The sequence below is a fragment of the Streptomyces sp. NPDC054961 genome, assembly GCF_053609145.1.
The window spans coordinates 117,467-130,316 of record NZ_JBSGWY010000018.1; the positions used below are offsets into that span (position 1 = coordinate 117,467).

General features: G+C 72.1%; 14 protein-coding genes. 7 read left to right on the plus strand and 7 right to left on the minus strand.

Annotated elements, in window-relative coordinates; all coding sequences use genetic code 11:
- Positions 1-121: 121 nt before the first annotated feature.
- The 3 genes from ACWF9Z_RS18405 to ACWF9Z_RS18415 form a co-directional block, all read right to left on the minus strand.
- On the minus strand, positions 122-1,090 hold the full coding sequence (locus tag ACWF9Z_RS18405; RefSeq protein ID WP_453603316.1) for an ArsR/SmtB family transcription factor: 969 nt from the start codon (positions 1,088-1,090) through the stop codon (positions 122-124).
- 51 nt (positions 1,091-1,141) lie between these two features.
- Positions 1,142-1,594, minus strand: a complete 453-nt coding sequence (locus tag ACWF9Z_RS18410; RefSeq protein WP_356660437.1) for an SseB family protein — start codon at positions 1,592-1,594, stop codon at positions 1,142-1,144.
- Positions 1,595-1,722: 128 nt separating this feature from the next.
- A complete protein-coding gene (locus ACWF9Z_RS18415; protein ID WP_453603318.1) occupies positions 1,723-2,643 on the minus strand; it encodes a helix-turn-helix domain-containing protein in 921 nt (306 codons plus the stop codon).
- A gap of 112 nt (positions 2,644-2,755) precedes the next feature.
- Here ACWF9Z_RS18415 and ACWF9Z_RS18420 point away from each other — a divergent pair, with 112 nt between their 5' ends.
- From ACWF9Z_RS18420 to ACWF9Z_RS18440, 5 genes are all read left to right on the plus strand, one after another.
- Positions 2,756-2,962, plus strand: a complete 207-nt coding sequence (locus ACWF9Z_RS18420; protein WP_453603320.1) for a hypothetical protein — start codon at positions 2,756-2,758, stop codon at positions 2,960-2,962.
- A complete protein-coding gene (locus ACWF9Z_RS18425) occupies positions 2,959-3,378 on the plus strand; it encodes an ATP-binding protein (protein WP_453603321.1) in 420 nt (139 codons plus the stop codon). Before ACWF9Z_RS18420 ends, ACWF9Z_RS18425 begins: the two co-directional genes overlap by 4 nt.
- A 67-nt stretch (positions 3,379-3,445) precedes the next feature.
- The gene (locus tag ACWF9Z_RS18430; protein ID WP_453603322.1) at positions 3,446-5,272 is read left to right on the plus strand and encodes an acyl-CoA dehydrogenase; all 1,827 of its coding nucleotides are present in this window, start codon (positions 3,446-3,448) and stop codon (positions 5,270-5,272) included.
- 310 nt (positions 5,273-5,582) lie between these two features.
- A complete protein-coding gene (locus ACWF9Z_RS18435) occupies positions 5,583-6,326 on the plus strand; it encodes a hypothetical protein (RefSeq protein ID WP_453603324.1) in 744 nt (247 codons plus the stop codon).
- Positions 6,327-6,423: 97 nt separating this feature from the next.
- Positions 6,424-7,722: a M18 family aminopeptidase gene (locus tag ACWF9Z_RS18440; protein WP_453603326.1), complete on the plus strand. Its 1,299-nt coding sequence runs from the start codon at positions 6,424-6,426 to the stop codon at positions 7,720-7,722.
- A gap of 100 nt (positions 7,723-7,822) precedes the next feature.
- Here the strand turns inward: ACWF9Z_RS18440 and ACWF9Z_RS18445 are convergent, their stop codons facing one another.
- A complete protein-coding gene (locus tag ACWF9Z_RS18445; protein WP_453603328.1) occupies positions 7,823-9,658 on the minus strand; it encodes an NHL domain-containing thioredoxin family protein in 1,836 nt (611 codons plus the stop codon).
- Between the two features lie 3 nt (positions 9,659-9,661).
- Complete coding sequence (locus ACWF9Z_RS18450) at positions 9,662-10,105, minus strand: hypothetical protein (RefSeq protein ID WP_453603329.1); 444 nt, start codon at positions 10,103-10,105, stop codon at positions 9,662-9,664.
- Between the two features lie 167 nt (positions 10,106-10,272).
- Here ACWF9Z_RS18450 and ACWF9Z_RS18455 point away from each other — a divergent pair, with 167 nt between their 5' ends.
- Complete coding sequence (locus ACWF9Z_RS18455) at positions 10,273-10,827, plus strand: Uma2 family endonuclease (RefSeq protein ID WP_453603331.1); 555 nt, start codon at positions 10,273-10,275, stop codon at positions 10,825-10,827.
- Positions 10,828-10,843: 16 nt separating this feature from the next.
- The gene (locus ACWF9Z_RS18460; RefSeq protein WP_453603334.1) at positions 10,844-11,440 is read left to right on the plus strand and encodes an SMI1/KNR4 family protein; all 597 of its coding nucleotides are present in this window, start codon (positions 10,844-10,846) and stop codon (positions 11,438-11,440) included.
- Positions 11,441-11,464: 24 nt separating this feature from the next.
- Here the strand turns inward: ACWF9Z_RS18460 and ACWF9Z_RS18465 are convergent, their stop codons facing one another.
- A complete protein-coding gene (locus ACWF9Z_RS18465) occupies positions 11,465-11,989 on the minus strand; it encodes a DUF4240 domain-containing protein (RefSeq protein ID WP_453603335.1) in 525 nt (174 codons plus the stop codon).
- A gap of 28 nt (positions 11,990-12,017) precedes the next feature.
- Positions 12,018-12,818 carry a hypothetical protein gene (locus tag ACWF9Z_RS18470; protein ID WP_453603337.1) on the minus strand — a complete coding sequence of 267 codons (801 nt, stop codon included), beginning with the start codon at positions 12,816-12,818 and terminating at the stop codon, positions 12,018-12,020.
- Between the last annotated feature and the right edge of the window lie 32 nt (positions 12,819-12,850).

A 12,850-nucleotide genomic window follows, 5' to 3' on the forward strand; every position in this document is an offset into this window, starting at 1 on the left:
GCGCGCCCCCGCCCGCCGGGGGGGGGGGGGCCGCCCCCCCCCCCCCCCGCCCCCCCGCGCGCCCCCCCCCGGGGCCCCCGGGGGGGGGGGGCCCCCCCGCCCCCCCCGCCGACACGATCGCTCAGCCGCTGCTGTGGAGCAGGTCCACGCCCAGGCCGGTCGCCGAGTGGAGGACCGCCTTGCCGTCGCGCCGGGTGGTGATCAGGCCGGCCGCGCGCAGGGTGCGGGTGTGCTCCGAGACCGAGGGGAGGCTGATGTCGAGGTCTCGGGCCAGCTCGGACGTGGTGCGCTGCTGGATCAGCAGCTGGAGCACCGCCGCCCGGGTGCGGCCCAGCAGGGCGTCCAGCGCGCCCTCGGCCGGCCCCGGGGCGACCAGGGGGAGCGGGGTCAGCGCCGGGTACATCAGCAGGCGCCTGCCGTCGGGTCCCTCCGGGCCCTCGGCCAGCAACGGCCGCCCCGTCCAGAACGGCGAGGGCATCAGCACCAGGCCCCGGCCGCCGAGAGCGGTCGCGTAGTCCGGCGGCAGCCCGACCTGGAAGACCGAGCCCGTCCAGTCGGCCTGCGGATGCGTACTGGCCAGGCAGGCCTTGATCCCGTGCGCGGCCAGCAGCCGGGTCCGCCAGGCCACGTCCGCCTGGAAGGACTGCCGGATCTGCGGCCACTGCGGGGCGATGAGCACCTCGTACGCGGACCTGAGCGCGCCGCCGAGCTGATCCCACGCCTCGCGGTCCTGGCCCCACAGCGCGCGCAGCCACGAGGCCGGGCCGTGGGCCCGCGCGATGATGCGGTCCAGCTGGTCGGCGGTGAGCAGCGCACCGGCCTCCCGTACGACTGCCAGCCCCTCTTCCACGGTGCGCGAGTACGGCTCGACGAACTGCGGGTTGTCTCCGTCGGGCCGCAGCAGGTCCAGCAGCGGCCGGACCCGGCCCGGTAACTCCTGGCCTACGCGGCTGCGCCAGCGGCCGAAAACCGCCTGCTCGTCCCGGCGCTGCCAGGCGACCAGCGCCATCGCCAGCTCCACCATCGGGAGCGGCTCGCTCGCGAAAGTGACGTTGAGCAGGTCCTCGGTGGTGAAGTGCACCCTCAGCATCGCGCGCCCCCCGTCAGGCGTCGGCCTTCAGCCCCCGTACGGCGTCCAGCCCTAGCCGTACATGCGGCGCATCGCGTAGTCGACCATCTGCTCGACCGCCTTCGCGTCGAAGACCATCCGGTGGTCGCCCTCCATGTCGAGGACGAAGCCGTATCCGGTGGGCAGCAGGTCGATCACCTCGGCGCCGGTGATCACGAAGTACTTGGACTCCTTGCCGGCGTACCGGCGGAGCTCCTTGAGCGTGGTGAACATCGGGATGACCGGCTGCTGCGTGTTGTGCAGCGCCAGGAAGCCCGGGGTCTCGCCGCGCGGGCAGTAGACCTTGGAGTTGGCGAAGATCTGCTGGAAGTCCTCGGCGGACAGCGACCCGGTCGTGAAGGCGCGTACCGCGTCCGCGAGGGAGGGCGGCGAGGGCTCGGGGTACAGCGGCGGCGCGTAGCCCTGCTGGGGCTGCGCGTATTGCTGCTGCTGGCCCGCGCTCACGTTCTGGTCGTAGCCGTACATGGGCCGAAGCCTACCGATGGCGTGGCCCGCCGGGACGACGAGTTCCGGTCAGTGGGCGGTCGGAGTCACTCCAGCTCGGCGGCGAAGGGCCCGTCCTCGGCCTTGAAGGCGGACGGGCACGGCCCCGGTCAGCCCGCAGCTCGCCTGGAGTCCGTACCCCACGGGGGTGGTGCTGCAGCCAGGTGGCCACGCTCAAGTCGCCGCGCGTGATTGCCACTTCCGTAGTCTTCGGCTGCGGCCTCGATCATCTTCAGGGATGCCTCGGGCGGCAGGGCAGCCGCCCGGAGACGGTTGTAGGCCTGCGTGTACTGCCCCACAACGATTGGGTCGTCGATCATCTGACCGCTGTACAGGCCCTCCATGTATACGACGGGCGGGGCATCGCTGAAGCTCATGAAGTGGATCGACCCCATCATGAAGGGGTGTGCTCCGGCATTGCACGGAAGGATCTGCGGAATGTAGCGGCGACGTCGGGCAACAGCAGCCACGTGGGCCAGTTGTTCCGCCATTGCCTCGTCCCCTCCGACCGGCTGCCGAAGGAGCGCCTCGTGGAGGACGACCCACGAGGCGGGGCCTTCGGCGTCCTCGTAGACCCATGCACGGTTACGCCGCACCGCGACCATCTGAGCGACCCGCTCCTCATCCGCCAGGGGATGGGCAGCATGAGCGAGCTCCCTGATGTACGGCTCTAGCTGCAAGGGCCCGGGGAAGACCGCAGGGGTCCACTCCTCGATCTCCTGCGCGCGTGACTCCAGTTCCAGGGCCTCCGTGAAATGCGACGCCACGGCACTACTTCGCGCCCTCTGCACGTCCTCGCAGCGGCGTGCGAAGAACCCGTCGGTCTCCAGCACCCGGTCAACGTGCCGCGCCAGGTCCAGTGGCATCCGCCGGTTACCGCGCTCGATCTCACTCAGGTAGCTGACCCCGTAGAAGCTGCCCTCGACGGTCTGCTGAAGCGTGCGACCCGCCCTCTCCCGCCTCCACCGCAACTCTTTGCCGTAGAACGCCGGCACGCTCGCCGAGCCATCAATGTCCTTGCTCGCGGCCACCTTCGCCCGCCTTCCACACTTCTCGCCGTGGACCTGAAACCCCTTCCCACGCTACGCCGCCCCGCGCCAGCCTGTGAGCGGTTCATCACGCCGCGTCCCGAAGGAATCCGCCATGAGCAGCCACCCCCACGACCGCGAGGCCATCGACTGCCTCATGGAGCTCCGCACCGCACTGGCCTCGCACGGGATCGCCCTCCCCTCCCTCGACCTCCACCTCCTCTCCTACTCCGGCCGCTACGCCTCCCCGCCCCTCATCGCCCTCGGCAACTGCAACCTCGCCACCGCCCAGCGGCTGACGGCCGCCCTGGCGAAGCCGTGAACGACCTGACCATCCGGCTCCTCGCCACCCCCGCGGCCGTCCCCCTGGCCCGCCGCGCAGTGCGGGAGCACCTCGGGGCCGGGGCCTCCCCCGACGCCGAGCTCTGCGTGAGCGAGCTGCTCACCAACGCCCTCGCCCACCTCGGCGAAGGCACCCCCGTGACGCTGCGGATCACCGGAAGGGCAGCCCGGACCCGGGTCGAGCTCACCGACCCCGACCCGCGGGAACCCGTACGACGGCGGGCGGCGGACGCCGACGAGTCCGGTCGGGGGCTGGCCCTGCTGGCCGCCGTGGCGCTGGAGTGGGGCGTCCGCCCCGAGGGGACCGGCAAGACCGTGTGGTGCGAGCTGCCCGGAGCGCAGAGAGAGTCGTCACAGTCCGAGCGCCAGGGGTTGCGTCTTATTACCGGTGGGTAGCATCATTACGTTACCGAGTGGTATGCATCAGGAACCCGTCTCACCGAGCCTTAACGGAGCCGTCGCCATGGGGCACTACAAGTCGAATCTCCGCGACATCGAGTTCAACCTCTTCGAGGTGCTCGGACGCGACAAGCTGTACGGCACCGGACCGTTCGGCGAGATGGACACCGACACCGCGCGGACCATCCTGAGCGAGATGACCAAGCTCTCCGAGAACGAGCTGGCCGCCTCCTTCGAGGACGCCGACCGCAACCCGCCGGTCTTCGACCCGGCCACCAACACCGCGCCCGTCCCGGCCTCCTTCAAGAAGAGCTACCAGGCCTTCATGGACTCCGAGTACTGGCGTCTGGGCCTGCCCGAGGAGATCGGCGGCACCACCTCGCCCCGCTCCCTCATCTGGGCGTTCGCCGAGACGATCCTCGGTGCGAACCCGGCCGTGTGGATGTACTCCTCCGGCCCGGCGTTCGCCGGCATCCTCTTCGAAGAGGGCAACGCGGCGCAGAAGAAGGTCGCCGAGATCGCCGTCGAGAAGCGCTGGGGCTCGACCATGGTCCTGACCGAGCCGGACGCCGGCTCGGACGTGGGCGCCGGCCGCACCAAGGCGATCGAGCAGGCCGACGGCTCCTGGCACATCGAGGGCGTGAAGCGCTTCATCACGTCCGGCGAGCACGACATGGAGGAGAACATCCTCCACTACGTCCTCGCGCGCCCCGAGGGCCACGGCCCCGGCACCAAGGGCCTGTCCCTCTTCCTCGTCCCGAAGTTCCACTTCGACTGGGAGACCGGCGAGCTGGGCGAGCGCAACGGCGTCTACGCGACGAACGTCGAGCACAAGATGGGCCTCAAGGCCTCCAACACGTGCGAGATGACCTTCGGCGACCAGCACCCCGCCAAGGGCTGGCTGATCGGCGACAAGCACGACGGCATCCGCCAGATGTTCATGATCATCGAGTTCGCCCGGATGATGGTCGGCACGAAGGCCATCGCCACCCTCTCCACCGGCTACCTCAACGCGCTGGAGTACGCCAAGGAGCGCGTGCAGGGTCCGGATCTGGCCAACTTCATGGACAAGACCGCCCCCAAGGTCACCATCACGCACCACCCCGACGTGCGCCGCTCGCTGATGACGCAGAAGGCGTACGCCGAGGGCATGCGCGCCCTGGTCCTGTACACCGCCTCCATCCAGGACGAGATCCAGGTCAAGCAGGCCGCGGGCGAGGACGCCTCCTCCCTCATCGGCCTGAACGACCTGCTCCTGCCGATCGTGAAGGGCTACGGCTCGGAGAAGTCCTACGAGCAGCTCGCCCAGTCCCTGCAGACCTTCGGTGGCTCCGGCTACCTGCAGGAGTACCCGATCGAGCAGTACATCCGCGACGCCAAGATCGACACCCTCTACGAGGGCACCACGGCGATCCAGGGCCAGGACTTCTTCTTCCGGAAGATCGTCCGCGACCAGGGTGCCTCGCTGAACGTCCTCTCCGAGACGATCAAGAAGTTCCTGGCCGAGGCCGTCGGCGGCGAGGACCTGGCCCCGGCCCGCGACGCGCTCGCCAAGGCCGCCGTGGACCTGGAGGCCATCGTCGGGCAGATGATCGTCGACCTCACCGCCACCGGCGAGGACGTCAAGAACATCTACAAGGTCGGCCAGAACACCACCCGCCTGCTCATGGCCTCGGGCGACGTGGTCGTCGGCTACCTGCTCCTCAAGGGCGCGGCCGTGGCCGCCGAGAAGCTGCCGACCGCCTCCGCCAAGGACGTGGCCTTCTACACCGGCAAGATCGCGGCGGCGAAGTTCTTCGCCTCCCAGATCCTGCCCGGCGTCTCGGTCGCCCGCGCGCTCGCCGAGACCGTGGACAACACCCTGATGGAGCTCGACGAAGCCGCGTTCTAGGCCCCAGGGCCCAGACCGCGCGCCGCTCCCCCGGCCGTCCCCGGGGAGCGGCCGCAGCCCCGTACGCGTACCGGCCGGGCCCTTCGCACAGGGGCCCGGCCGGCGGCGTGCCCGCTCCCGGTCCGCGGCGCCCCGGCGACCCCGGTGCGGCGGCCGCGACGGCGACCGGTGCGGCGGCCGGGGCAGCCGCCGGGGCAGCGGCGCGGACCGCACCGCCCGCGGGGGCGGTCCGCGAGCCGCTCGCGCCCCCGCACCGCCCGTGGGCTGCGGGGTTCCCGGGATGTCGGTGCTTCGTGGCACGCTCGTGGGTATGAGCCCACGACCGCAGGAGCAGCACGGCAGCAGGGGGTACTCCGTCCCGACCGGGCGGCCGTACGCCCTGAAGGAGCTGCAGTCCGCCGTGGGCAGCCTCGGCGACCACCTCAAGGAGCTCTACGACGGCTCCCACCCCAGCGAGTACGAAGGCGTCGCCGACGCCCTGTACACGGCCTTCCAGACCGCCGCCGGGCTCGCCCCCGCCAAGAGCTACACGGGCTGCCCGGAGCACCCCAACGGCGCCCTCGACCCCGAGGCGCCCGAAGGCTGGGGACGCTGCCTCATCTGCAACGACCGGCGCCGCCTCGGCATGCGCGCCCAGGGCGCCCGCGCGGCGGCCGCCGCCCCGCCCGCCGGGGAGCAGCGCCGGCTCGGCTATCCCGTGCCCGACCCCCCGTACACGCTGGAAGCGCTGCGCGCGTGCCTGCGCACGGTCGAGGAGCGGCGCTTCCACCTGAGCCTCTCCTCGCCCCCCGACGATTTCGTCGGGATGGCGGACGACCTGCACCGCGCGTTCATCGTGGCCCGCGAGCTGTCCCGCCCGCGCAACGCCTCCGGCTGCTCCGAGCATCCCGGGGCACCGATCGATCCCGACGCGCCCGCGGGCGAGGCCTGTATCTTCTGCGCCGGACGCAAAAGACGCGCACAGCGCTCCGCGCAGACCCCGGAGATGCTCCCGCGCATCCGTCGGGGCGAGCGCAGGCAGTTGCAGCGCCGCTTCGAGCGACCGCCGGGCTGAGAGGCCTCGAGGGTGCTGACCACACCCCCGCTGACCTACCTTCCACTATCCGCCGCAGTCCGGACATGGCGAACACGACCGTCGTTAAGGTGAATACATGAGCTCTCCCGCCGCCGCCCGCTTCGACCGCGGCCACACCGACGACCTGATGTCCTTCCTGACGGCCAGTCCGTCGCAGTACCACGCCGTGGCCAACGCGGCCGAGCGGCTGGAGAAGGCCGGGTTCAGGAAGTTGGCGGAAACGGACGCTTGGGACGCGACCACGGGGGGCAAGTTCGTGACCCGCGGCGGCGCGATCATCGCCTGGTACGTGCCCGAAGGCGCGGCCGCGCACACGCCGTTCCGGATCATCGGAGCGCACACCGACTCCCCCAACCTCCGGGTCAAGCCGCTGCCCGACACCGGCTCGCAGGGCTGGCGCCAGATCGCCGTCGAGGTCTACGGCGGCACCCTCCTGAACACCTGGCTGGACCGGGACCTGGGCCTGGCCGGGCGGTTGACCCTGCACGACGGCACCGAACGGCTCGTCAACATCGACCGTGCGCTGATGCGCGTACCGCAGCTCGCCGTGCACCTCGACCGGTCGGTGAACACCGAGGGCCTCAAGCTCGACAAGCAGCGGCACATGCAGCCGATCTGGGGCCTGGGCGACGTCCAGGAGGGCGACCTCATCGCCTTCCTCGAGGACGAGGAGAACCTCCCCCGGGGTTCGGTGGCCGGCTGGGACCTCATGCCCCACTCGATCGAGCCGCCCGCGTACCTGGGCCGCGACCGCGAGCTGATGGCCGGTCCGCGCCTGGACAACCTGCTGTCCGTGCACGCGGCCATCGCCGCGCTGGCGGCCGCCTCGGCCATCGAGGGCCTCGACCACATCCCCGTGCTGGCCGCGTTCGACCACGAGGAGAACGGCTCGCAGTCGGACACCGGCGCGGACGGGCCGCTCCTGGGCAACGTGCTGGAACGTTCTGTCTTCTCGCGCGGCGGCTCCTACGAGGACCGCGCGCGCGCCTTCGCCGGCACCATCTGCCTGTCCTCGGACACCGGCCACGCGGTGCACCCCAACTACGCGGAGCGGCACGACCCCTCGCACCACCCGCGCGCCAACGGCGGCCCGATCCTGAAGGTCAACGTCAACCAGCGGTACGCGACGGACGGCAGCGGGCGGGCCGTGTTCGTGAACGCCTGCGAGCGGGCCGGCGTGCCGTGGCAGACCTTCGTCTCCAACAACTCGATGCCGTGCGGGACGACGATCGGACCGATCACCGCCGCCCGCCACGGCATCCAGACCGTCGACATCGGCGTGGCCATCCTCTCGATGCACAGCGCGCGCGAACTGTGCGGTGCGGACGACCCGTACCTGCTGGCGAACACGATGCTGGCGTTCCTGGAGAGCTGACGCCCGACTGCCCGGCCGCCCGCGGCCCCGTACGACGCGAAGTGCCCGCCGGGGACGCCCCGGCGGGCACTTCGCGCTTCGCGTTCCCCTGCCGGAGGACCTAGGCGTCGAGACCGGCCAGGACCAGCGGCAGCCGGGTCGCCCCCTGCGGGACGATCCGCACCGGGACGCCCCAGTCCTGCTGGTGGACGTGGCAGGCGGGGTACTCGTTCGCCGGGTCGTCGTCGCAGGAGGCGGCCATCGCGGAGACGTGCAGGACGCCCTCGGTGGCGCCGTCCGCGAGGACCAGGTCGCGGAAGAGGTCCGTCCCGGCCCCCTCCCCCGCGGCGAGCAGCTCGGGCGGGGTCGCGGAGACCAGCAGGCGGGTGGACGGCCCGTAGCGGGTGTCCAGCTTCTGGCCGGCCGGCGCCTGGAAGACCACGTCGAGGCGGAGCGCGCCGGGGGCGACCTCGGTGGCCTCCCGCTGCGTGCGGTGGGCGACCGCGTCCACGCGGACGGCCTCCTCCGGGAGCCGCAGCCGCGTCAGCCGGTGCCGGGCGGACTCGACGACGACGATGTCGTCCCCGGCCAGCACGGCGTCGCTGGGCTCGCGCAGATCGGTGGCGAGCGTGGTGACCTGCCCGGTCGCGGGGTCGTAGCGCCGCAGGGCGTGGTTGTACGTGTCGCACACCGCGACCGAGCCGTCGGGCAGCGCGGTGACCCCGAGCGGGTGCTGGAGCAGCGCCTGGGCGGCCTCGCCGTCGCGGTGGCCGAAGTCGAAGAGGCCGGACCCGACGGCGGTGGTGATCGCGTAGTCCTCGCCGTCGCGGTGCACGTAGCGCAGGGCGCTGGTCTCGGAGTCGGCGATCCACAGCCGGTCCTCGGTGGCCGCGAGCCCGGACGGCTGGGCGAACCAGGCCTCGGCGGCCGGCCCGTCGTGCAGCCCCTCGTTGGTCGTCCCGGCGGCCACGGCGACGGTGCCGGTCTCCGGATCCCAGGTCCACAGCTGGTGGACGCCCGCCATGGCGATCCACACCCGGCCCTGCCACCAGGCCACGTCCCACGGCGAGGACAGGTCGACCTCGAGGGCCGGCCCGGAGGTCGGGGACCCCTGCCACCACTGGCGTCCGGTGCCGGCGACGGTCTCGACGGCGCCGGTGACGGGGTCGAAGCGGCGCAGGGCGTGGTTGACGGTGTCGGCGACGACGACGGTCCCGTCGGGCAGCAGCGCGAGCCCCTGCGGCTCGCTGAAGCTCTCGGCGGTGAAACCGCGCTGCCCGCTGCCGACGCGGCGCACGACGCTCTCCCCGTCCGCGGCCAGCTCCACCAGCTGGTGCCGCGTCGAGTCGGAGACCAGGAAGTTCCCGGACGGCAGCACGAGCGCCTTCCCCGGGAACCGCAGCTCGCCCGCCACCGGCTCGGGAGCCACGTACGGCCCGTCCCCGCGCCGCAGCGTCCCCTTGGCCTCGTGCTCGGCCTCCAGCTCGGCGACGAGCCGCGCGATGGCGTGCGCGTGGCCCTCGCCCGCGTGCTGCGCGACGACGTACCCCTCGGGATCGATCACCACGAGCGTGGGCCAGGCCCGCACGGCGTACTGCTTCCAGGTCGCCAGCTCGGGGTCGTCGAGCACGGGGTGGTGCACCCCGTACCGCTCGACGGCGTCCACGACGGCCGCGTGCTCGGCCTCGTGCACGAACTTCGGCGAGTGCACCCCGATGATCACGAGGGTGTCGCGGTGCTTCTCCTCCAGCTCCCGCAACTCGTCGAGGACGTGGAGGCAGTTCACACAGCAGAAGGTCCAGAAATCGAGGATCACCGTGCGACCGCGCAGGTCGGCGAGCGTCAGGTCCTTCCCGCCGGTGTTCAGCCAGCCGCCCTTGCCGATCAGCTCGGGGGCACGGACTCGGGCACGTCGGGGCGCGGGCGCGGGGGTGGGCGCCGGAGCAGCATCGTTCATGCTTCAAGCTTGCCATCCGGGTGTGAACACCGGATCACGCGCGTACGGCGAGGCCCCTGGCCCCGCGGACGCCGCGGGTGCCGACGCACCGCTACGGGGGCCCGGGGTGCCGTCCGGCGGGACGGCCGAGCCGGGGGCGTCCCCCGGGCGGGCGGCGTCCAGGGCGATCTCGCGGGGGTCGGGGAGCACCCGGGGGGCCCGGCGGGCCGGGGTCCTGATACGGGGGCGCAGCTGGCGGACCGAGAGCGCCGTCAGGCAGAGGAAGGCGACCGCCAGGCTCCAGGGGGTCAGCGCGATCCACCAGGCGGTGGGTCCGGTCAGCGCCACCGTCGCGCCGCCGGTCGCCGAGCAGGCGGCGAGGGTGGCGAACGTCGCGACGTTCCAGGGCGCGGCGTCGCGCGTGAGGTCGAGGCGCCGGTCCAGCAGGTCCGAGGCCTCCTCGGCCATCCGCTCCCGGGCCAGCCAGGCTTCCCCGGGGGTCCGCGTCGAACGCCTCCAGCCCGATTGGCCCCCGATCCGCGGGCGGCAGTGGGCGGCAGAGCACCCGCCGGGGTGACGACGCGGTCCGGGCCCGCGTGGGACGCTGGGCACAGGCAGCGAAGGAGGCGTCCGGCATGAGCACCGCGCACGACTACAGCGAGGGCATCGACCCCGAGTACGCGCTGAAGTACGCCATCCAGCACTGGAGCGGAGACCGCTCCGAGATCGTCGAAGGGGTCCTCACACACGTGACGCCGAGCTGGGACCACGAGAACGCAGCCGACGAGATCCGTGATCAGATCACAGCGCGCGTCAAGGAACTGGGATGCCGCACGGGATCGGGCAACCTCGACCTGCCGGGATCGACGAACTGGTTCGTTCCCGACCTCGCCGTCGTCCCGAAGGAACTGGCGAAGGGTGGCGGGGCCCTGCTCCCCGACCAGACCCTCCTGATCGCCGAGGTCACCTCCGAGTCCAACGCCGAGACCGACCGCGTCGTAAAGCGCAAGCGGTACGCCGAGTACGGCGCCCCGCTGTACCTCCTGGTCGACCGCATCGACAAGACCGTCACCCTGTTCGCCGAGCCCGGCCGGCTCGGCTATGCCAAGGTCGACGGCCCGCACCCCTTCGGCACCCCGGTGCGGCTGCCGGAGCCGTTCTCGCTGGAGCTCGACACCAGCGGGCTCTGACACCCACGGAGGTTCTGTGTTCCCGATATCCGTCGCCGGCCCGCTGGGCGGGCTGTCGCGCGTGCTCGAGCCATGTGCCGGCAGTGCCGGGGGCGGGCCGCGCGATCTGCTCGGTGCGGCGCGGGCCGAGCGGGAGCTCGGGTTGCGGCTGCCTGCCGAATACCTCGCCTTCATGGAGGCGTACGGGGGAGGCCTGGCCGATGTGTACGAGGACTGCCCCGGCGGCGGGCTGTGGATCGCCCCGCCGTACACGGACTCCTCCGACGGGCACACCGGTTGGGCAGGGGTCGGCTTGGTCGACCTCACCCTGCTGTTCCGCGAACAGGCCGCGGAACGCCACCTTCCGCACACGCCGGCGGGCTGGACCGCCGGCTCGCTCGTCGCGTGGGGCTTCGGCGAGTCCGAGGAGGAGTACTTCTGGCTGGTCACCGGTGAGGACGCCGACAGCTGGCCCGTCGTGGAGACCATCGGCGAGGGCGGCCCCTACACCGTGCACGACTGCGGGATGGCCGTCTTCCTGGAACGCACCTGCCGGCCCGGACCCGTCGGGTTCCTCCACTGGCGGGAGCACGACCGCCTGACGGCCGAGGGCCACCACCCTTGGTCCGAATGACCGGCAGCCGCAGGGCCGGCCCGGTCAGCCGAACAGCGCGCTCAGCCGGGGGAGGCGGGGCGCCAGTTCCGCCGCGTCGTCGAAGTCGAAGTCCCAGGACGGGTCCAGCGGCGGGTAGCTGATGGTGAAGGAGTCCGCCGGGAGTTCGCGGCCGGTGGCGGATTCATAGGCGGTCCAGGCTATGGACAGGGCGTCCTCGTCCTCCAGTTCCTCGTCCTCCCCGGCCGCCGCCGCGCGCACCGACGGGTGGTCCGCCAGGGAGTCCGGGTCCGCCAGGGCCGCGGTGAAGACCGCCTCCCCCTGGGTGAGGAGCCAGCCGCGGAAGTAGTCGAAGCCGTCGTCCGAGCAGCCGCCGTTGATCAAGTAGGCCGCGGCCCAGAGCGGAGCCCGGTAGGACTCCGCGAGGAGGTCCCACAGCACCTGCTGGGCGGCGGCCGTCTCCGGCGCCGGGTACCGCGCGAGCAACTCCGCCGCGCGCTCCGCCACCTGGTCCGGCTCCGCCTGCGCACGGGCCGTCTCGATCAGTTTCCAGAACGTCTGCTTGTCCATGATCCGAGCCTCGCACCCGGGTCTGACATCACGCTCCGAACGCGCGCAGGGAGCGGGTCAGGGCGGTGACGAAGGCGGTCCGGACCTCCGGCGGCAGGAGATCCAGGGAGAGGTACGGGTTGAGGTCCTCCAGTTCGACGAGGAGGAGCTCGCCGGAGGGGGCGCGGCAGGCGTCCACGCGCTGGATGCCGTGGTCGAGGGTGTTCCAGTCGATGAAACCGCGCGCGAAGGCCACGTCCGCCGGGGTGGGGTCGTACGGGGTCAGTTCCCAGCGGCGGGACGGGTCCGGGGCGTGGAGGGCGTACTGGAAGGAGTCGTCCACGAAGTAGAAGGACACCTCGTAGGCGAAGTCCACGCGCGGCTGGATCAGGAACTCGCCCGGCGCGCACCGCGGGTCCGCGGTGAAGGACAGGCCTATCGAGTCCGCTCCCTGCTTCGGCTTCACCGCGTACGTGGGCGAGGCCGGGAGCAGGCCCAGGTCCGCCGGGTCGTCGACCGTCGGGATGACCGGGTGGCCGGACGCCGTCAGGTCGAGGAGGTACTGCTTGCCCGCCATGTCGCCGCGGCCGGTGAGCGGGTTGTACACGCGGGTGCCGGCGGCGAGGGCCGCCTTGCGGAAGGAGTCGTAGGCCTCCTGGTAGTGGATGACCGGGCCGCTGTTGCGGATGATGACGGCGTCGAAGGCCGGCATCAGGCGCTCCGCGTCGAGCGGGTGGCACAGGGCCAGGTCGAAGTGCTCGCGCAGCCGCGAGGTGAGGAAGATGTCCTCGTCGCAGTAGCGGCGGCCGCGCGCCGGGTACGCCAGGTCGGTCACGTAGAGGAGAGGCATGACGGCAACCTATCGCGGGCAGCGATGACGGC

Excerpts from the sequence above, each read along its gene's own strand:
- ACWF9Z_RS18405 (WP_453603316.1), bottom strand. The coding sequence starts at position 1,090 with ATGCTGAGGGTGCACTTCACCACCGAGGACCTGCTCAACGTCACTTTC.
- ACWF9Z_RS18410 (WP_356660437.1), bottom strand. The coding sequence starts at position 1,594 with ATGTACGGCTACGACCAGAACGTGAGCGCGGGCCAGCAGCAGCAATAC.
- ACWF9Z_RS18420 (WP_453603320.1), top strand. The coding sequence starts at position 2,756 with ATGAGCAGCCACCCCCACGACCGCGAGGCCATCGACTGCCTCATGGAG.
- ACWF9Z_RS18430 (WP_453603322.1), top strand. The coding sequence starts at position 3,446 with ATGGGGCACTACAAGTCGAATCTCCGCGACATCGAGTTCAACCTCTTC.
- ACWF9Z_RS18435 (WP_453603324.1), top strand. The coding sequence starts at position 5,583 with ATGAGCCCACGACCGCAGGAGCAGCACGGCAGCAGGGGGTACTCCGTC.
- ACWF9Z_RS18440 (WP_453603326.1), top strand. The coding sequence starts at position 6,424 with ATGAGCTCTCCCGCCGCCGCCCGCTTCGACCGCGGCCACACCGACGAC.
- ACWF9Z_RS18445 (WP_453603328.1), bottom strand. The coding sequence starts at position 9,658 with ATGAACGATGCTGCTCCGGCGCCCACCCCCGCGCCCGCGCCCCGACGT.
- ACWF9Z_RS18450 (WP_453603329.1), bottom strand. The coding sequence starts at position 10,105 with ATGGCCGAGGAGGCCTCGGACCTGCTGGACCGGCGCCTCGACCTCACG.
- ACWF9Z_RS18455 (WP_453603331.1), top strand. The coding sequence starts at position 10,273 with ATGAGCACCGCGCACGACTACAGCGAGGGCATCGACCCCGAGTACGCG.
- ACWF9Z_RS18465 (WP_453603335.1), bottom strand. The coding sequence starts at position 11,989 with ATGGACAAGCAGACGTTCTGGAAACTGATCGAGACGGCCCGTGCGCAG.
- ACWF9Z_RS18470 (WP_453603337.1), bottom strand. The coding sequence starts at position 12,818 with ATGCCTCTCCTCTACGTGACCGACCTGGCGTACCCGGCGCGCGGCCGC.